This is a genomic window from Dyella kyungheensis (assembly GCF_016905005.1).
GTDB lineage: Bacteria > Pseudomonadota > Gammaproteobacteria > Xanthomonadales > Rhodanobacteraceae > Dyella > Dyella kyungheensis.
In genome coordinates this window covers 480735-501218 of the sequence record NZ_JADIKC010000001.1, presented here as the reverse complement: position 1 = coordinate 501218, position 20484 = coordinate 480735, and the positions used below count along the sequence as shown (strand labels likewise).

At 63.3% G+C, this 20484-nt stretch carries 14 protein-coding genes; 5 read left to right on the top strand and 9 right to left on the bottom strand.

Annotated features, from left to right (window positions below; all coding sequences use genetic code 11):
• Positions 1-69 precede the first annotated feature (69 nt).
• From ISP20_RS02330 to ISP20_RS02320, 3 genes are all read right to left on the bottom strand, one after another.
• Complete coding sequence (locus ISP20_RS02330; protein WP_204634446.1) at positions 70-3372, bottom strand: hybrid sensor histidine kinase/response regulator; 3303 nt, start codon at positions 3370-3372, stop codon at positions 70-72.
• Between the two features lie 175 nt (positions 3373-3547).
• On the bottom strand, positions 3548-4570 hold the full coding sequence (locus tag ISP20_RS02325; protein WP_204634445.1) for an extracellular catalytic domain type 2 short-chain-length polyhydroxyalkanoate depolymerase: 1023 nt from the start codon (positions 4568-4570) through the stop codon (positions 3548-3550).
• A 16-nt stretch (positions 4571-4586) separates the two neighbouring features.
• The gene (locus tag ISP20_RS02320; protein WP_204634444.1) at positions 4587-6815 is read right to left on the bottom strand and encodes a TonB-dependent receptor; all 2229 of its coding nucleotides are present in this window, start codon (positions 6813-6815) and stop codon (positions 4587-4589) included.
• A gap of 179 nt (positions 6816-6994) precedes the next feature.
• Here ISP20_RS02320 and ISP20_RS02315 point away from each other — a divergent pair, with 179 nt between their 5' ends.
• Positions 6995-8392: a GntP family permease gene (locus ISP20_RS02315; protein ID WP_204634443.1), complete on the top strand. Its 1398-nt coding sequence runs from the start codon at positions 6995-6997 to the stop codon at positions 8390-8392.
• Between the two features lie 395 nt (positions 8393-8787).
• Positions 8788-10638: a translational GTPase TypA gene (gene typA / locus ISP20_RS02310; protein WP_204634442.1), complete on the top strand. Its 1851-nt coding sequence runs from the start codon at positions 8788-8790 to the stop codon at positions 10636-10638.
• A 353-nt stretch (positions 10639-10991) separates the two neighbouring features.
• Here the strand turns inward: typA and ISP20_RS02305 are convergent, their stop codons facing one another.
• The gene (locus tag ISP20_RS02305; RefSeq protein ID WP_204634441.1) at positions 10992-11600 is read right to left on the bottom strand and encodes a methyltransferase; all 609 of its coding nucleotides are present in this window, start codon (positions 11598-11600) and stop codon (positions 10992-10994) included.
• 106 nt (positions 11601-11706) lie between these two features.
• Between ISP20_RS02305 and ISP20_RS02300 the strand changes: the two genes are divergently transcribed.
• From ISP20_RS02300 to ISP20_RS02290, 3 genes are all read left to right on the top strand, one after another.
• Positions 11707-11994: a hypothetical protein gene (locus ISP20_RS02300; protein WP_204634440.1), complete on the top strand. Its 288-nt coding sequence runs from the start codon at positions 11707-11709 to the stop codon at positions 11992-11994.
• Positions 11995-12274: 280 nt separating this feature from the next.
• Complete coding sequence (locus ISP20_RS02295; RefSeq protein WP_204634439.1) at positions 12275-13816, top strand: DUF1800 domain-containing protein; 1542 nt, start codon at positions 12275-12277, stop codon at positions 13814-13816.
• 7 nt (positions 13817-13823) lie between these two features.
• The gene (locus ISP20_RS02290; protein WP_204634438.1) at positions 13824-15026 is read left to right on the top strand and encodes a DUF1501 domain-containing protein; all 1203 of its coding nucleotides are present in this window, start codon (positions 13824-13826) and stop codon (positions 15024-15026) included.
• 3 nt (positions 15027-15029) lie between these two features.
• On the opposite strand, the gene ISP20_RS02285 is transcribed toward ISP20_RS02290, so the two are convergent.
• The 5 genes from ISP20_RS02285 to ISP20_RS02265 form a co-directional block, all read right to left on the bottom strand.
• Positions 15030-15947, bottom strand: coding sequence for a sensor domain-containing protein (locus ISP20_RS02285; RefSeq protein ID WP_204634437.1), 918 nt, complete (start codon positions 15945-15947; stop codon positions 15030-15032).
• On the bottom strand, positions 15947-16309 hold the full coding sequence (locus tag ISP20_RS02280; protein WP_204634436.1) for a helix-turn-helix transcriptional regulator: 363 nt from the start codon (positions 16307-16309) through the stop codon (positions 15947-15949). The genes ISP20_RS02285 and ISP20_RS02280 overlap by 1 nt, the downstream gene beginning before the upstream one ends.
• A 489-nt stretch (positions 16310-16798) precedes the next feature.
• Positions 16799-18493, bottom strand: coding sequence for a SulP family inorganic anion transporter (locus ISP20_RS02275; protein ID WP_204634435.1), 1695 nt, complete (start codon positions 18491-18493; stop codon positions 16799-16801).
• A gap of 57 nt (positions 18494-18550) precedes the next feature.
• On the bottom strand, positions 18551-19366 hold the full coding sequence (gene ppk2 / locus ISP20_RS02270; protein ID WP_204634434.1) for a polyphosphate kinase 2: 816 nt from the start codon (positions 19364-19366) through the stop codon (positions 18551-18553).
• Positions 19367-19680: 314 nt separating this feature from the next.
• Positions 19681-19962 (bottom strand): hypothetical protein, encoded by a 282-nt coding sequence (locus ISP20_RS02265; RefSeq protein ID WP_204634433.1) that lies wholly within the window; start codon positions 19960-19962, stop codon positions 19681-19683.
• Positions 19963-20484 lie beyond the last annotated feature (522 nt).

The following is a 20484-nucleotide window of genomic DNA, read 5'->3' as shown; positions in this document are numbered from 1 at the left end:
AGGTCTCTTGTGGGAGCGCACTTGTGCGCGACAGGCCCGCACGAAGCTGAGCCACCACCGACAAGCGGCCTACTGCCGCGCCACCGCCACCCGCTGCAGCACCTGCCGCAACGCCAACGGCTTGAGCGGCTTGTACAACACATGGATGCCACGATCGAGCAAACGCTGACGCAATTCGCCGTCGCGGTCGGCAGTGAGGATCACCGTGGGCACGTCGCGTCCGCCGTCGCCGAGTTCGTGCAACACATCGAGTCCGGTTCGCCCGGCATCGAGGTGATAGTCGAAGATATGCAGGTCCGGCATCCACGGCGCCGTGCGCGCCTGCTCCAGCGTGCGTGCCGCATGCACCTGCCAGCCCCAGTTTGCCAGCAGCACGCTCAGCGCCGACAACGCCGCGGGCTCATTGTCGAGCACCAGTGCGCGCCCGGCGGGTAGCGGTTGCGGCGCGTCGACGGAAGGCAACGGCTGCGACGCCGCTTGTGCCAGCGGTACCGACAGGGCGAACACGCTGCCGCGCCCGGGCCACGAATGCAGGCTGATGGGATGATCGAGCAACGCCGCCATACGCTGGGCAATCGACAAGCCCAGTCCCAGCCCCTGCCCGCCCACGGCGCTGCCGCGACGGAACTCGTCGAAGATCCACGGCTGTTCGCTCGGCTCGATGCCCGGGCCGTTGTCCCACACCTGCAGCAACAGCCGGTCGCCGCGGCGACGCACACCGAGCAGCACGCGTCCGCGCTCGGCATAACGCAACGCGTTGGAGAGGAAATTCTGCAGCACGCGGCGCAACAGTTGCGGGTCCGATTGCACCCAGTGATGCGACGCGATCACATCCAGGCGGATGCCCTTGTCGCTCGCCATGGCGTGGAATTCGGCGGCCAACGGATCGAACACCTCGGCCAGCGCGAACGCGCGAATCTGCGGTTGCAGGCGCCCGGCCTCCAGCCGCGCCATGTCGAGCAGGCCGGCCAGTAAACCTTCGGTCGCCGACAAGGCACCGTGCAGATGACGCACGGTCGGTGCATCGGTACCGCGCTCGGCCAACGTGTGCGCAAACAACTGCGCGGCGTGCAGCGGCTGCATCAGGTCATGGCTTACCGCGGCGAGGAAGCGACTCTTCGCCTGATTCGCGCGTTGCGCTTCGGCTGTCGCTTCGACGAGTGCGCGGGTGCGTTCGTCCACGCGCTGCTCCAGCGTTTCGTTGGAAGCCTTGAGCGCCTGCTCAGCCTGACGGAATGCGGTGACATCGGTGAACGTCGCCACGAAGCCACCGCCCGGCATGGGATTGCCACGGATTTCCACCATCGTGCCATCGGGAAAACGCCGCTCGGACAGCTGCCGCGTGCCCGCACGCATATGCGTGAGGCGACGTTGCACGCCTTCGTCCGTGGCCACCGCGCCGATCATGCCTCGCGCGATGTTGTAGCGCGTCAGGTCGGCCACCGGCCGTCCTACCTGCAGCAGCTCGGCGGGGTAATCGAACAGGCTCGCGTAGCGCCGATTCCAGGCGACCAGGCGCAGTTCCGCGTCCACCACGCAGATGCCCTGGCTCATGTTCTCCAGCGCGGCCTCGAGCACGCGCTGGTTGAAGCGAAGATCCTGCGCTGCCTCGCCCACGATCGCGGCGACCGTGTCGAGTTCCTCGCGGCGATGTTGCCGCACGACTTCGAGCAACAGACGCGCGGATGCCGCGCCGATCACTGCAGCGAGATCATGTTCCACGGCCGCCACGCGCGCATTGCCGGCCATGCCCTGCATCGCGGCATCGTCGAACAGATGGGCAACGCGCTCGCCCGGCAGGAAACGCAAAGCCAGCGCGCGCAGTTCGGCCAGGCCGATGTCGCCGACGTTGACCGCACGCGGTGCATGGCCAAAGCGCGAACCGGACACGGCGGCCATCACGGCCACATTGGCCATAAGGTTGGCCATCACGGCGCGCCCCAGCCGACTCCAGTCACTGAGCCCCAGCAAGCCATCGGGGCCCAGCCAGGCGATGCCGAACGGCCCGTCGTGCCACCACGCGGGGCCGTGCGGCTCCATCGTCGGCAGCAGCACGTACAGCCACACCAGCGTGCCCACCGCGAGACCGGCAGCCACGGCGCGCGGCCCGAGTTGGGGACGATAGACCGCGGCCAGCAACGCCGGCGCAAGCCCTGCCAGTGCCGAGAACGAGATCGCGCCGATGTCGGCCAGCGCATCGTTGCGCGCCAGCACGCGGCTGTAGCACCACGCCAGCAGGATGACCGCGACAATCACCACGCGTCGCTGGTTGATCACTTCACCGCGTAGATCGCCCCGTTCATCGCGTCCCCAACCCGCACGTACCCGCAGCGGCGCGATGAAGTGGTTCACGATCATCAGGCTTAGCGCCAGCGTCGCCACCACCACCATGCTGGTCGCCGCGCTGAGGCCGCCGAGAAACGCCAGCAACGCGAGCCCATGCTGTCCGCGCGCCAACGGCAGCGCCAGCACGTAGAGATCGGAAGGCACACCGCCGGGCCCCAGCCACGCATCGCCCAAGCGCGCGAGCGGCAGGATCGGCAGCGAGATCAGCAACATGTACAGGGGAAACAGCCACCGCGCCGTGCGCAGATGCGAGCTGTCGCGGCATTCCACTACGCCGGCGTGGAACTGATGCGGCAAGGTGAACATCGCCAGCGCACCGAGCAGGATCAGCGCGGGAAAACCGGTGCTGTCGTGTTGCGTGGGCGCACTGGCGATCAAGTGGCGGCTGGTGGGCGACAACAGCAAGGTGCCCAGCGCCAGCATCGCGCCCAGCTTGAACAACGACTCGAATGCCATCGCCAGCACCAACCCGCGATTGTGCGCCATCGCCGAGGCGCGCCGCGTGCCGAACAGCATCGCGAACAGCGCCATCAGCAAGGCCACATAGAGCGCGCTGTCCTGCCAGGGATCGGTTTCGGACAACTGGCCGCGGCTCAACATGCCATAGCTCATCGCCACCGCTTTCAGCTGCAGCGCGATGTAGGGAACGATGCCGATCAGCACCACCACCGTCACCAGCGCAGCCAGCCCCGTATGCCGTCCCAGCCGCACCGCAATGAGGTCGGCCAGCGAACCGGCGTTGTAATCGCGCGCCAGTTGCACCAGCCGCCGCAAGACGACCACCGCGAAGACATACATGAGGATCGCGCCCACGAACGTGGGCGGCAGCCACCAGCCGGAACGACTGGCCTGGGTGACGGTGCCGTAGAACGTCCATGAGGTGCAGTGGATGGCCAGCGACAGCGCGTAGACCACCGACCAGCGCCGTGCGAACAGGTTGGGGCGGCGCTCGCCGATGAGGGCTACGCCGAACAGCAGGCCTAGCCATACGAGCGCGGCGACAGCGATGGTGCTGGCAGTCAGCATGCGCGCCGTTCACTCCCTCTCCCCTCCGGGGAGAGGGCTGGGGTGAGGGGGCAATCTAGCCTCAAGGTGTTGACCATGCGCGCGATTTTTTTCTTCAATGAGAAGCTCGCCCGGTGAACCGTTCCCGCGAGCACCCGCCCCTCACCCCAGCCCTCTCCCCAAAGGGGAGAGGGCGTCAGGGCGCGGGCAGTCCCAACGCTTTGACGGCATCGACCAGCCAGCGCAATTGCACGCCCTGGCGGCTGTCGTAGTTGTCCCCGGAGTATCCCCACCAGTCCCAGCATGCCTGCGGATTCATGGGCGCGGTGCTCGCGCGGGTTTGAGGATACAGGACGACCACGTCGTACACGTCGGCCCATCGATTGAAGCCGGCATCCTTCACGAATGCCTCGCCCACGGCGTCGGCGTTCTGCTTGCAGCCGTGGAACGCCACCAGCAGGCCGCAGCGTTTGCCGGCGATGCAATCGGGCGGCAGGTACACGTAGCCGGTCGAAGCGAGGAACGCATCGGCTGCGCCAGGACGGTAGGCGTCTTGATCGAATTGGCGCAGCTCACCCTTGGCGGCCGATGCAGCTGCGGCCGGCTTGCCGAACATCTGCTGGAAGATTTCCCCGGCCGCGTCGAAACCGCAATGACCCAGATACGGCGACACCGACTTGTCGCAATCGTCGCCGGTTGCCACCACCGGCAGGTTGTGTGCAAAGGCGCGCTGTCCATCGTCCTTGACCTGCAACGACTTCAGCGCGGGCACGCCATCGCGCAATTGCTCGTAGAAGCGTGCACCGGCTTCGGCCACGGCGGGAGCGACCAAGGCGTCGTCCTTGCCGTGCAGCAGATAGACGCGTCCGTGCGCGAGATCCTTCAGCGCACCGATCTCACCGGCGGCAGCACGCTGCTCCGCCTTCGCCGCCAGCGCGGCCGGATCGGGTGCCGGCACGCCCTTCATGCAGGTGCTGAGCGCCAGATCCAAGCGCCCCGCTGCACAGCCGAATGGACCGCCTGCCACCAGCGCAGCCGATGCAAACCACTCGGGATACGCCATCTGCAGCTGCGCGGCCATGTATGCACCGGACGACAGGCCGGCCACCGCCACTTTCGCCGGGTTGATCTTCAGCGTCGGCAACGGCGGCGCATCGCCCGCGCAGGCAACGCCGGACAGCAGAAACACCCCACAGATCAAGCCGGTCAAGCGTCGCATGCGCATCTCCTGGGAATCAGAACGTGTACTTGGCCGTGAGCGTAACCATGCGCGGCGCGCCGTAGTAGCCCGTGACGATGCCCAGCGCGGCAATGTTGTAGCCGGTAGTGCGATACGACTTGTTGGCCAGGTTGCTGCCCTGCAGGCTCAATGTCCACGGCTGATCGATGCGCCACACGATGCCTGCGTTCCACAGGCCGTAGGACGGCTGCATGATCAGCGGCGACAGCGTGGTCTCCGGATACACGCTCGTTTGATAGGTGTAGTTGATGCGCCCGCTGACGCTGCCGCCATTGCTCAGCGGAATGGTGTGCTCCAGGTTCAGGCCGCCCGACCATTTCGGCGCATTGGTGAAGCGCTGCGTGTCGGCGATGTTGACGCCGCCGCTTTCGAAGTCGGTGTATTTGGTATGCAGATAGGCCCAGTTGCCGCTCAGCGTCCAGTTTTCCACCGGCGTCCAGGCGAACTCCTCTTCCCAGCCGTCGATATGGCCCTTGCCGGCATTGGTGAAGTCGCCGAAGAAGCCTTGCGTGCCGTTGGGCAGCGTGTACGAGGTGAATACGGACAGCTGGATATCCGAGTAGATATTGTGGAAGAACGCCGTGTTCATCATCAGCGTGTCGTCGAAGAACGACATCTTGCTGCCCAGCTCGTACGAGGTGACCTTCTCGTCAGCGATCGGGCGGCACGAGGTGGGAATCGCCGAGCAGTTCGCGCGGATATTGTAGCCGCCCGAGTGGAAGCCCTGGCTGTAGCTGGCGTACAGCTTCACCTGATCGGTCAGGCTGTAATCGAGCGAGAGCTTGGGCGACACGTTGTGCGAGGTGTGCGCACCGGTGAAGTCGGCCAGCGTGGAGGTTGGCGTGGTAAACGTGGCATCCGAATAGCCGTAGTTCTGGATGACTGCCGACTTCTTCTCGCTGGTATAGCGCAGGCCCAGATCCAGGCTCCACTGCGGGCTGATGTCCCAGGTGAAGTCGCCGTAACCGGCATAACTCTTGGTGCCGATGTCGCCACCGGTGCCGCCGTACTGCGAGAACAGCGGGTAATACGGCGGCGAGCCCAGGAAGATGTTGTGGATGTAGCCCTTGGCCGTGCCGTCGAAATAGAACAGGCCGAACACGCCGTGGATCGAGCCGCCGTTGTCGTAGTTGGCCTGCAGCTCCTGGGTGAACTGGTGGTCCTTGTAGACCGCGTTCACGTCGGCGATCTTTTCCGGCAGCGTGTCGAAATCGATATTGGTGTCGGTGGACGAGCCGCGATACGCGGTGATGGATTTGAGCGTCCAGTCCTGGCTCACGATCCAGTTCAGCGTCAGCGCCGTGCCCCACAGCGTGGTGTTGTTGAGCTGGGCCATGCCGCTGCGCGTATCGTAGTCGCTCGACAACGGCGCATAGCCCGGGTCGAACGAGTTGGGCGTGAGCATCTTGGCGCCACGCGGATTGGAGTTGTCGCGCAGGCCATCCACCGACAGCTGCGCATTGAAGTCGGACGACGGGAAGAAGCCCAGCGACGCACGCGCCGCGTTGCTGTTCTTGTTGCCGTTGCGGCTGTCGGTGAGCAGGTTCGTGCCGTAGCCGTCGTTGTGCTCGCTGGCATAGGCAATGCGTCCGCGCCACACGCCATCGGACGTTGCGCCGCCCAGGCTGGCCTTGATGTCCTTCTCGCCGTGCGTGCCCACGGTGCCTTCCACCGAGCCGGTGGTCTGCGTGGGCAGCGGATTGGAGACGTACTTGATCGCGCCACCGATGGTGTTCTTGCCATACAGGCTGCCCTGCGGACCGCGCAGCACTTCGATGCGGTTGGTGTCGAACACGTCGAGCACAGTGCCCTGCGGGCGCGCCATGTAGACGTCGTCGAGATAGATGCCGACCGCCGGATCGAAGCCCCAGGTGGGATCGGCCTGGCCGACGCCGCGGATATACGCGGTCAGCGTGGTGTTGGAGCCGCGCGCCGCGTAGATCTGCAGCGACGGCACCTTGCCTTGCAGGTCGGCCAGGTTCTGCACGTTCTGGTTGAACAGGGTCTGCGCGGTGAACGCACTGACGGCGATGGGCACGTCCTGCAGTGTTTCCTCGCGTTTGCGCGCGGTGACCTTGATGCCTTCGAGCTGTTTGGCGTCGGAGGTTTTAGCCGTGGTCGCCGGCGCTGCGTTGTCTTGCGGCGCGTCCTCGGCATGCGCCATGGCAACACAGGACAGCCCCACCACCAGACCGATCGCCAGACTCAGATGCGTGCGTTTCATAAGCTCCCCAGCTCCCCTCGCTTTGACGCATCCCATGGACACCAGGATGCCGAATGCGATGGAGCTTAGGCAGCACCCACCCGCCTCACACTTGTACCTTCGTACAGTGCCGCCGGCCGGCAAGGCTCCGGATACTCGTGCCACGACGATGCTCATCGCGAGCGTCCGGGGAATCGACGATGGCATTTCTGATCGTGCTGGCCGCGCTGGGTTTTCTGATGTTGGCGGCGTATCGCGGCTACAGCGTGATCCTGTTTGCACCGGTGGCGGCACTGGGCGCGGTGCTGCTGACCGATCCGTCGCTGGTGGCACCGATCTTCACCGGCCTGTTCATGGACAAGATGGTCGGCTTCCTCAAGCTCTATTTCCCGGTGTTCATGCTGGGCGCGCTGTTTGGCAAGGTGATCGAACTCTCGGGGTTCTCCCAGTCCATCGTTGCCGCCACCATCGGCTTGGTCGGGCGCAGCCGCGCGATGCTGTCCATCGTGATCGTCTGCGCCTTGCTCACCTACGGCGGCGTGTCGCTGTTCGTGGTGGTGTTTGCGGTGTATCCGTTCGCGGCCGAGTTGTTCCGCCAGTCGAATATCCCCAAGCGGCTCATTCCCGGCACCATCGCGCTGGGCGCGTTTACTTTCACCATGGATTCGTTGCCGGGCACGCCGCAGATCCAGAACATCATTCCCACCTCGTTCTTCGGCACCACTACCTGGGCGGCACCGTGGCTGGGCACGCTGGGCGCGGTGTTCATCCTGATCGTGGGGCTGCTTTACCTGGAATCGCGCCGGCGCAAGGCGCTGGCATCGGGTGAGGGCTACGGCACCGAGCTGGTCAACGAGCCGGTGGCTTTCGAGGGCGGCAAGCTCACCCATCCGCTGATCGCGCTGCTGCCGCTGGTGTTGGTTGGCGTGTTGAACAAGCTGCTGGGCGATGCGATTCCACGCCTCTATGGCAGCAACCACAGCTTCGTGCCCGCGGTGATCGGCGAGGCCAAGCCGGTAGTGCAGGAAATTGCGAAGATCGCCGCCATCTGGGCGGTGGAAGGCGCGCTGCTGGTGGGCATCCTCTGCGTGCTCGCCTGCGCCTGGCGCCCGGTGACCCGGCGCTTTGCCGAGGGCAGCAAGGCCGCCGTGGGCGGGGCGTTGCTGGCGTCGATGAACACGGCCTCCGAATACGGCTTCGGCGCGGTCATCGCCGCCCTGCCCGGCTTCCGGCTGATCGCCAACGCGCTGCATGCCATTCCGCAACCGCTGGTGAACGAGGCCGTGACCGTCACCGCGCTGGCCGGCATCACCGGCTCGGCCTCGGGCGGCATGAGCATCGCCCTGGCCGCCATGGCCGAGACCTTCATCCATAACGCCCAGGCGGCCGGCATCCCGATGGAAGTGCTCCATCGCGTAGCCGCCATGGCCTCCGGCGGCATGGACACCCTGCCCCACAACGGCGCCGTGATCACCCTGCTGGCCGTGACGGGGCTCACCCATCGCCAGTCCTACCGGGACATTTTCGCCATCACCCTGATCAAGACGGCGGCCGTGTTCGTGGTGATTCTGATCTACTCGCTGACCGGTCTGGTCTAGCGGCCCCGATGTCTCCCCGAACCATCTACCCCTCACCGTCATTCCGGCGCAGGCCGGAATCCAGTGGCGGCCACAGGGAGTTGTCGCGATGCCCCCGCGCTCTGGAAGGGACGGCGAAAACCACTAACCGACGCCACTGGATTCCGGCCTGCGCCGGAATGACGGTGAGGGGAATGGGCGTCCCGCCGGGATTTTGAACCGACGCCAAGCCCCACCGGCCCCTCCCTCCAAAGCCTCTCCCCTTCGGCCCGCCAGCCTGCCTCGGCGGGCCGCTTTCTTTGCCTGAACGAATTTACTAAGACTTTTCAAGCAAGCGGTCACATAACCCCGTATAATTGGCGGGTTATCCCTACCGAAACCTCACGCGGCGGCTTCATCCCGCCCGAGCCGACCTCATGTCCATCGAAAATCTGCGCAATATCGCCATCGTCGCCCACGTCGACCATGGCAAGACCACGCTCGTCGACCAGCTGCTCAAGCAGTCCGGCACGCTCAATGAGCGCACCGTGCTCGCCGAGCGCGTGATGGACAGCAACGACCAGGAAAAGGAGCGTGGCATCACGATCCTGGCCAAGAACACGGCCATCACCTGGGAAAACAAGAAGACCGGCGCCAAGAACCGCATCAACATCGTCGACACCCCAGGCCATGCCGACTTCGGCGGCGAGGTGGAGCGCGTGCTGTCGATGGTGGACACCGTGCTGATCCTGGTCGACGCGATGGACGGCCCGATGCCGCAGACGCGCTTCGTGACCCAGAAGGCGTTCGCCATGGGCTTCAAGCCGATCGTGGTGGTCAACAAGGTCGACCGCCCCGGCGCCCGTCCAGAGTGGGTCGTTGAACAGGTATGGGATCTGTTCGAGAAGCTCGGCGCCACCGACGAGCAGATGGAATTCCCGATCGTCTACGCCTCGGCGCTGAACGGTTATGCCTCGCTGGACGAGAACGCCCGCGAAGGCGACATGACCCCGCTGTACGAAGCGATCATGCAGCACGCGCCCAAGCCGGACGTCGATCCGGACGGCGCCTTCCAGATGCGCATCAGCCAGCTCGACTACAACAACTTCGTCGGCGTCATCGGCATCGGCCGCATCCAGCGCGGCACCCTGAAGAAGGGCATGTCGGTCGCCGTGATCGACCGTGAAGGCAAGAAGCGCCAGGGCAAGATCGGCCAGGTGCTCGGCTTCCTCGGCCTTGAGCGCATCGAGCAGGATTCGGCCGAAGCCGGCGATATCGTCGCCATCTCGGGCATTTCCGAGCTGACCATTTCCGATACCGTCACCTCGCTCGAAGTGCCCGAAGCGCTGCCGGCGCTGAGCGTCGACGAGCCGATGATCAGCATGACCTTCCAGGTCAACAACTCGCCGTTCGTCGGCAACAAGGATCTGTCGGGCGGCAAGTTCCTCACCAGCCGCCAGCTGCGTGAGCGCCTGGACCGCGAGAAGGTGCACAACGTGGCCCTGCGCGTGGAAGACGGCTCCGACGCCGACAAGTTCCTGGTCTCGGGCCGTGGCGAACTGCATCTGTCGGTGCTGATCGAAAACATGCGTCGCGAAGGCTACGAGCTGGCCGTGTCGCGTCCGGAAGTGATCATCAAGGACATCGACGGCCAGAAGATGGAGCCGATCGAACAGCTGGTGGTCGACATCGAAGAGCAGCACCAGGGCGGCGTGATGGAGCGCCTGGGCATCCGCAAGGGTGACCTGAAGAACATGGTGTCGGACGGCAAGGGCCGCGTGCGCCTCGAGTACCTGATCCCGGCCCGTGGCCTGATCGGCTTCCAGAACCAGTTCAAGACCCTGACTCAGGGTTCGGGCCTGCTGTTCCACGTGTTCGACCATTACGGTCCGTACACCCCGGTGGCGATCGCCAAGCGCCTCAACGGCGTGATGATCGCCAACGCCGGCGGCACCACCCCGGCCTACTCGCTTGGACCGCTGCAGGATCGCGGCAAGCTGTTCGCCGCCGAAGGCGACTCGGTGTACGAAGGCCAGCTGATCGGCATCCACGCCAAGGACAACGACCTCACCGTCAACGCCATCAAGCCCAAGCCGCTGACCAACATGCGCGCCTCCGGCAAGGACGATGCGATCCAGCTCACCCCGGCGACCAAGTTCTCGCTGGAACAGGCGCTGGACTTCATCGACGACGACGAGCTGGTCGAAGTCACCCCGAAGGAAATCCGCATGCGCAAGAAGCACCTGACGGAAAACGACCGCAAGAAGGCTTCGCGCGGCGTGGCTTGATCTTCGGATCGCGTTGGGTAATGAAAAGGCCGCCGAAAGGCGGCCTTTTTGCGTCGTGAGGTGCGGTGACTCATGGCCGAACCCGGCAACCCTGTGGGAGTGCAGTTGCGCGACGGGTGAACTGCAGCGTTATCGCTACGTAGGCTTGTCGCGCACAAGTGCGCTCCCACAAGGTAACTAGAAACGGGTTGCGAAAAGGCCGCCCAAAGGCGGCCTTTTTTTATGAGCGGACTGCAGCAACTCATGGCTGCAATCACTGTGGGAGCGCACCCTGTGCGCGACCGCCACGCCTGGATGTATCGCTCCGTAGGTTTGTCGCGCACAGGGTGCGCTCCCACACGGGAGGGGTGTTTTCAAACGGCGGACTGCGCCCGCTCCAACGCCGCCACGCGCCGCTCCAACCGCGGCCCCAGATAGCAATGCGACCCGCACGGCATCAGCCCCGCTTCGTTGAACGCCTTCAGATACCAGGACGGCGCACGCGAATGGAACCCGTCCATGTCGCCATCCACGCCATCCTTGCTGGTGAACACTTCAAGGAAGGCCACGCCTTCCAGCATGTCGCTGATGCCGCCGAGGCCGGCGCGGATCTCGGCGGGCTTGAGGTAGTGCAAGACGTCGGTGCAAACGATCACGTCGAAACGCTGGTCGAAGCGCAGGTATTCCAGCTGTCCGAAGCTGGCCAGGCCGATGTTCCGTGCGCGGCCGTAACGCGCCACCGCGTACTCGCTCGCATCGATGCCCTGGTACAGCAAGCCGGGCCGCAACTTGAGCAAGGGTGCGCGCCACACGCCCTCGCCACAGCCGACGTCGAGCACCGAGCGCACGGGTCGCCCGAGGTAGTACTCCGCCTGGGCGATGACCATGGCGATCTTGCGGCGCAACTCGGCGGGCGAGGCCACCGTATGGTCCGGATGGCGATACCACTTGTCGAAATAAGCGCGGTCGTAAATCTTGGGCACAGGCGGGTCTCCGGCGTAGGCATGAATAGTAACGTAGCCCTGGCTCTCACCTGGCCTGTACATCGATTCTCGCAGCATAGGGGCGCAGGAAGCAGGAGCCGCCCCCATGACCACTATCCGCATCCGCATGACCGGCAGCCGTGAAGATGCCGACACCTTGCTCACCGTCCTTCATGGCATCGACGGCATCGAGCGCGTCGAAGAGCTCGACGATGAAACCGCGTACGCGCGTGACGATTCCAGTTCCAACGAACTGACCGATGACAATGGCAGCGAACTCTTCATGATCGAGGTGCTTGCCTCCGATCGATTGCATGGCGATGCCGTGCGAGCCGTCACCGAAGTGGAAGCTTCCCTGCTCGGCGCCGTCGTCGAGTTCGTCGACGAGTTCTGAAACACGCGTCGACGCCTCCCGAACGCCTGCCGCCAAAGACCTGCGGGACGAAATCCGCAGCGCATCACAGCACCGCAGGAGTGAAGCATCGACCATGCGGCCGACGGCGACGGTCGATGCCGGGCTTTCGTGAGCATGACGAAAATCCAACAAACGGCCGCAGCGCATGAATCCGCGCCGAACAAAATCGCGTTACCGGTCGCCTGTTCGTAATCCCTCGCACCCTGCACCGCGTTCCCATGCCTACCGTCGACACCTTCGTCATCAGGAACCCTGACGCATGCGTGATACCTCGTACCTCGGTCTTCGTCCCTGGATGGCGGCATGCAGCATGTTGCTGGTGCTGGCCTCCGGCTCCGCAGCAGCGCGCGATGCCCGCACGCTCTCGCCGGACGACGTGGATTGGCTGCGCCGGGACAGCTTCGAACTCGACAGCGCCACCGTCGCCCTGTATCGCGACCTGGGCCGCTCGCACCTGCTCGATCGCCAATTGGACGGGCGCATCAACGATGACCTGCCCCCGCCCATCACGGCCCTGGTCAACTCCTACGAGGCGGGCAATACGCCCACGGAGCAACTGCTGACCAACCTGCGCGACGAGCAGGAAAAGATCAAGAACATGCCCGATGGCGACGACAAGACCGCCGCCAAAAAAGCCCAGCAGCAACACGCCAACGACCTGCTGCAGCAGGCGCAACAGATCGAGATGCTGCACGCCATCTACGGGCCCAACCAGCTGAAGGAACAGATGGTGTGGTTCTGGCTCAACCACTTCAGCGTCTACGGCGCCAAGGGACGCGTGCGCTGGGTGGCCGCAGACTACGTGCAGAACACGATTCGTCCGCACGCGCTGGGCAAGTTCCGCGACCTGGTGATGGCCACGCTGCAAAGCCCGGCCATGATGGAGTTCCTCGACAACGCGCAGAACGCCAAGGGCCACATCAACGAAAACTATGCCCGCGAGCTGATGGAACTGCACACGCTGGGCGTGGGCTCGGGTTATACGCAGCAGGATGTGCAGCAGTTGGCGCTGGTTCTCACCGGTGCCGGTGTGGCGCCGCTGCGCGATCCCGGCGCCATGCGTCCGCGCGTGGCCGAGATGGTCGTGCGCAACGGCATGTTCGAGTTCAATCCCAAGCGGCACGACTTCAGCGACAAGGTGTTGTTGGGTCATACCATCAAGGGCAGCGGTTTCGATGAGATCACCCAAGCGGTGGACTTGATCACCAAGCAACCGGCTTGCGCACAGTTCGTCTCGAAGAAGATCGCCGAATACTTCGTCTCCGACAATCCATCGCCCGAACTGGTGGCGAAGATGGCGCGCACGTTCCAGCGCACCGACGGCGATATCGCCGAAGTGCTGCGCACGATGTTCGATTCGAAGGAGCTGGCCGCCAGCTACGGCAAGAAGTTCAAGGACCCCATGCAGTTCGTGGTGTCCTCGGTGCGCATGGCTTACGACGGCAAGCCCATCGCCAATGCCAAGCCGCTGCTCAACTGGCTCAACCAGCTGGGCGAGCCGGTGTTCGGCCGCCTGACGCCCGATGGCTGGCCGCTAGACAGTACCGGTTGGTCGAGTTCCGGGCAGATGGCCAAACGCTTCGAGATCGCCGGCGCGATCGGCTCCGGCAACAACCGCTTGCTGACGCCCGAAGGCCAGCCCAAGAGCGGCGGCGACTTCCCCCTGCTCACCACGCGCCTTTACTACGACACGTTCGAGCCCAAGCTCAGCGCGCCCACGCGCGACGCACTCGCCAAGGCCACGACGCAGCAGGAATGGAACACCTTCCTGCTCTCCTCACCCGACTTCAATTACCGCTGAGGTAGCCATGAAACGCCGCGAATTCCTGCTCGCTGCCGCCACCGCCGCCGTCGCTGCTCCGGCCCTGTCGTTCTCGGGCAAGTTGTTTGCCCAACCGGCGAATAGCCCGCGCTTCCTGCTGGTCTTCCTGCGCGGCGGATACGACTGCAACAACCTGCTGGTGCCCTACAGCAGCGATTTCTACTACGAATCGCGTCCCACGCTGGCCATTGCCAAGCCTGATCCGGGCAACGCCAACAGCGCCATCGCGCTGGACAGCAACTGGGGACTCAACCCCGTGTTGCGCGATTCCATCTATCCGTTGTGGCAGAAACGCCAGCTAGCCTTCATCCCGTTTGCCGGCACCGACGACATGTCGCGCAGCCATTTCGAAACGCAGGACAATATCGAATCGGGCGAACCGTCGGAGCAGCGCAGCAACTATCGCTCGGGTTTCATGGCGCGACTGTCGGGGCAGATGGCCAGCGTGCCCTCCATCGCCTTTACCGACGCGCTGCCACTGTCGTTCCAGGGCAGCGGCCGCGACATTCCCAATATCTCACTGCGCGGCAATCCCAAGCCGGTGTACGACGATCGGCAGGCGGGCATTCTCGCCGGCATGTATCGCAATACCACGCTGGCTTCCGCAGCGGCCGACGGCCTGGAGCTGCGCCAGACCGTTTCCAAGGAACTGCAGGACGAGATGGTGAAGGCCAATCGCGGCGCCCCGAACGCGAAGAACTTTGCCGATGAAACCCAGCGCATCGCCACCATGATGCGCGACCAGTATCGCCTCGGCTTCGTGGATGTGGGCGGCTGGGATACGCACGTCAATCAAGGCAATACCACCGGCCAGCTGGCCAACAACCTCGCCAATCTGGGCAAAGGTCTCGCCGCGTACGCCGATGCCCTGGGCGACGAGTGGAACAACACGGTGGTGGTGGTCGTTTCCGAATTCGGCCGCACGTTCCGCGAGAACGGAAACAAGGGCACCGATCACGGTCACGGCACCGTGTATTGGGTGCTGGGCGGCAAGGTGAATGGCGGACGCATCGCGGGTCAGCAGCTTGCCGTGAACGCGCAAAGCCTGCTGCAGAACCGCGACTATCCGGTGCTCAACAACTACCGCGACGTGCTGGCCGGACTGATGGGACGCATGTGGGGCTTGTCCAATAGCCAATCACAGTTGGTATTTCCCGGCGCGCACCCCAAGGATCTCCAACTGGTCTGAGCCTCAGGCCGCCTCGCTCACACTGCGCACCAACAAGCCCTTGGCGATGGCGCCATGCAGCTTGCCCAGGCCGCGCACCATGTGCAGCGTGGCAAACAACAGGAACACGCCAGCGATACAGGTCAGCACGGCCAACGGCCAATAGTTGTTGTCGCATAGCCAGTGCGGGATGCCGCATTGCAGATAGATCACGTCGTACGCGCTCAGCGCCTTGAGGATCGGCGTGCCGATGAAGGCCAGCGAGATGCTCAGGAACGTGATGGTCAGCGTGAAATAGATGATGCCCAGGGGCAGCATCAACATCATGTAGAAGATCGTGGTCCAGGTGCGTCCATCAGTGAAGATCGCACCCACGCGCTGCCAGAACGACTTGCCTCCATTGGACGGATACGGCGGCCGGCGCGGCATGCGTACGCCGAGCATGGTTTCGACGATGCGCCCTTCAATCAGCGACAACGCACGCACGGTGCCCAGGAAAAGAATGGCGAACGGCACGCCGATGATCAACACCGACAGACCCAGCGACAACGAAATGCCCGTCACCGCCCAGGTGAAATAGAAGATGCCGGTGGCCAGCGCCAGGATCATGTAGAACAGCGCACCCCAGGTATGGGAGTCGGCGGCCACGCCAAAGAAGCGTCCGAGCACCGAGCGGCGCCGCGGCATCGGCGGCGGACGCAACGCGCGCTGGATCTTGATCTCCTGGTCGCGGTAGATGTCAGCCACTTCTTCCGGTGCGCCGTACGTGCTGACCACATGCGCCAGCATGTCGGCTTCGCTGCGCTGCGGGTTGTCGGCCAGTTCGGCCCGCAAATGTTCTTCCGCGTCGTACAGTGCGTCCTGGATCAACGCACGGTCCGCGCCCTTGAGCGCAGCGCGCAGTTGATTCAGATATTCGGCAATCGTGCGTGGTGCGTTCATTACACCCCTCCTTGCAAAACGCCATCGACGGAATCGCGCGTGGCCGACCAGGCGTTCACCCAGTCGCGCAACACCTCGCGCCCTTGCTTCGTGATGCGGTAATAGCGCCGCGGCGGCCCACTGACGGAGGGCTCCACCTCGCTCGCCAACAAACCTGCCCCTTCGAGGTTGCGCAGCACGGGGTATAGCGCACTCTGCTTGCCCGCAAGCACGCCCTCGCCCACTTCTTCCAGGCGCTTGGCGATCTGGTAGCCATACATCGGCTGCCGCGTCTGCCCCAGCACCGCCAGCAGCACCAACGACACGGTGCCCGCCGACAGCTCCTTCTGGAATTTCTTCAGATGGCTGCTGTTGTCTTCCACGGCCCACCCGCACTGCCACTCATCTTGGAGTGAACAATAGTGTGAAGTTCACAGTAGTGCATGGGTATGAAGTCATGGGGGCATCTCGGTCCGTGTGGGCATGACACCAATGTACGTGCCGGTTCTACAAACATTGGTGTCAGCGGCCTCAGCTGGCCAAGAGACACACAGGAGCTTGGGCAATTGAGGGATCGATTGCGGCAGGCCAAAGGCTAAGCTTGGCCTCGCCTTAGTGGCTCACGAAAGGTCTGCTATGGATCGGAAGCAGACCTGAAGCCAGCTTATGGAACATCCCAAGTTGCCTGGCATCAGTCCGGAGCAGCCGCGGAATAAGCGTCGCTTCCTGCGTCGGCAAACGCCTCTACCGGCGACATTCAATCGCCCTCCAATACGCTGAATCTGCCCGGGTAAGCGCGCCCTCGCGACACAGTGCCAATACGACAGGTGCCCACTGTAGGCAGCTGCTCAACGGACAGTGACGGCTTCTCTTTACGGCTTCCAGTCCACCTTATATTCCTCAAGGTAGGCGTCTACGGCGGAACCGATGGTGGGATGGAGCGTGCCGAACCGCTCTAGTAGCGCGAAGCGTTTCAGCTTTTCCTTGACGGGATCTTTTATCTCGGCGAATCGAAGTTCGATGGCAGATTCGCGCAAAGCCCCTTCCAGCTCGGCGAGCATGTCCGCTGAGGTCACATCAATGCTGGTGACCGGCTCTGCGGCAACGACAATTCGTCGCACCGGTGTTGGCGATTGCGCCACCGCCTCGAGTATGCGCTGATGGAACAACTCGGCATTGGCGAAGAAGAGCGGCGCGTCCCAGCGGAACAGGATCAGACCTGGAATAAGGCGAGCCGAAGGATAACGCTTGATATCGTGATAGCCCCTGATGCCGTCGACTCGGCCCATCACGGCATAGTGCGGGCGCCATCCGTCCCAGAGAAATTCGATAATCGCGATGGCGATCGCAATGCCAATGCCGGGAATCACTCCGAGGGCCGCTACGCCGACGAAGCAAGCAATCGAAAGCCAGAATTCCCACGGCTGGATGCGGAAGATGCGGCGCAGATCATTGAACTCGAACAAGCCGATCGCCGCGGCGATCACAATCGCCGCCAGCGCGCTGCTGGGCAAGTCCTCCAGCAGGTCCGGTGCCAGTAGCAGCAAGAGCGCTACCGCCAAGGCACCGACCACACCTGCAAGCTGAGTCTTCGCGCCCGCGGCTTCGGCGACTGGTGTGCGCGACGAGCTGCTGCTGATCGGAAATCCCTGGAAAAGACCAGCCGCCAGGTTCGCGACGCCCAGGCCGATCATTTCTTGATTTGGATCGACTACAGCGCGGGTCTTGGCCGCATACGTGCGCGACAGGACACTGGTATCGGCGAACGCTACCATGGCCACGGCGCAGCCGCCGATCACCACCTGGCCAAGATCAGCCACACCGATCCATGGCATTGCAAATGATGGCAGGCCTTGTGGGAGTGGACCAAGCACCTTGATTCCGGCGCTGTCGGCCAGGCCGAACGAACCGACCACGATCGTGGCGGCTACAACGGCAATCAGAAGTCCGGGAACGCGCTTCCAACGCTTGAGAAACAAGATCAGCGTGAGAGTGCCGATGCCAACCAGGAACGCAGACCAATTGACCTGACCTCCCACAATCGCTTGGATAATCCGTATTAGGTTGCGCAGCGGCCCGGCACTATCGATGGAAAAGCCAAACAATTTGGGTAGCTGACTGATGAGCACCGTGAGCGCAATGCCGTTCATATAGCCATAGCGAATCGGCTTCGAGAGCAACTCGGTGACAAATCCCAGGCGCATGACTCCAATCAAGGTACACACCAGGCCAGACACTATCGCCATCAAGCTGGCGACGGCCACGGCGCGTATCGGATCGCCTGCAGACAGGGGGAGCACGACCGCCAGAATCACCGCGGCGAGTGAAGAATCCGGCCCCAACACGAGAATGCGGCTCGGGCCGAACACAGCATAGGCTAGCAACGGGACGATCGTGGCATACAGGCCATGGATGCCCGGGACACCCGAAGCCACGGCGTAGGCAATGCCGACCGGGACAAGCATGGTGGTCAGCACGAGGCCGGCCATCAAATCGTTCGCCAGCCAGGCCGCTTGGTATTGGCGGGCGATTTGCAGTCCGGGTAGCCAACGCGACCAGCCGTTCATGCTTTGTCCTTTATAGAGTGGAGCGCAAGCTCAGACATGCGCGGTCGCCACCTGCGCTCAGTACTGTTCCTTTACGTACTTGAATGGATAGTCCGGTTCGACGTAGTCGCCGCGCTTCTGCCGCTTCGGGAATGTAATCTTCTCGCGCGGCACTTCCTTATAGGGCACTTTGTCGAGCACGTGCCGGATAATGTTGAGACGTCCACGACGCTTGTCGTCAGTCCGCGCCACGTACCACGGCGCATACGGGGTATCGGTCGCGGCGAACATCTCATCCCGGGCTCGCGAGTAGTCGTACCACCGGCCATACGACTTCAGGTCCATCGGCGAGAGCTTCCAGAGCTTGCGTCCATCATTCGCCCGCTCCTTCAGTCGCCGGGTTTGCTCCGCTTCGCTGACTTCCAGCCAATACTTCAAAAGGACAACGCCCGACTCAACGATCGCCTTCTCCATGAGCGGCGCAACCTGCAAAAACCTGCGCACCTTTGCTTCCGGCGTGAACTCCATGACACGTTCAACACCCGCGCGGTTGTACCAGCTACGGTCGAAGATCACGATCTCCCCGGCTGCCGGCATGTGCTCCATATAGCGTTGCACATACATCTGGCTCTTCTCGCGATCCGTCGGCGCGGGCAACGCCACGACGCGGAACACCCGAGGACTTACCCGCTCCGTCAGGGCCTTGATCGTCCCGCCTTTCCCGGCCGTATCGCGCCCTTCAAATACCACGCAAACCTTGAGGCCTTTGGCGACAACCCACAGCTGCAGCTTGACCAGCTCGACGTGCAGCCTCTCCAGCTCTGCCTCGTATTCCTTCCGCTTCATCTTTTGCGGCTCTGCGCCGGCAGAGTCGTCTTGTTCGTCGCGTTTCATGTCGTTTGCTCCACTGTGGGTCGTGCTCGCCTGCAGTGATCTCAACCGTTCACCCGCCACCTCCAGATCGAAGTACACGCTCTTCGCCGAGGGTATTTCCAATTGCGTCCGCAAAAGTCCACTACCGAGTTCGGACGCGCGAGCAGCGGACATCTCTCCCCGCAGCCGCGATGTACCGTCTCGACCACGCTCTGCTGCGACCAATGATCGAGGTCCAAGATGACGTCAACCAAAGTGGGACGAACATCGCCCTCACCTGCGCCTCAACCTCCGTGTCGGCATCGCCGCACAGTCGGCTACAAGATGCGCGCGCTTCATCGCACGCCTTTCTCATTTTCGACGGCTTTATTGATGATTTCGCCATAGAGCTGGGCGATCCGCGCACCCAATGTATGGAACTCCGGATTCCGCACAACGAACTTCTCCGCGTCCTTGGCATCTTTGAGCGCATCTTTCAGAAATTCGAGTTCGGTGTCACTTAGGCGCTCGCCGCTGTCGATTCGCTGTTTTATCGCGAGCGTCCTGGGTAGCCGGAACTTCACGAGCCGTTCGAGCAGTACCTGGATCGTACCCGCGTCATCGGACTGGTCGGACATCAGGGACCTCCTACCTGCGAGCGAAGCCTGATTCTACTCTTCCACGCCGCGCAGCATCGCCTTCACGAAGGTTTCATCGCGCGATGCACGACGACGACATCTGGAGCCGGCTGTAGCCACAAATCGCGTCTGATTGGTCGGCGGCCGGGGCCTGGCCTAGGTACGGTTGGCATCGAAGCCGTATTGCATCAGCGTGCCAAAGAACGGGGTGAGAAGGCTCGACACATATTGTTCTACCGATCCCGACTTCGATGCGGTGCCCGAGGCACGCGCATCGGCATATGAACGGGAAAAGGGAAATGATACTGCGCTGAAAGCCAGTAGAACTACATAGGCAGCCGTGCTCATGGCCAAGCAAGGGCGTTTCGGCTAAGGGTTGGAGACGTTCATCTCGCTCTACTCAATTTAATGAGCTTTCTACTAACATCGCGATGGTCTTCGCTGTGCCGAGCGCCAAGAACTCATGCTTCTGTATGTCAGTGTCGCCATACCGTAAGCACATCTCCTGGCCGAACGGGTGCG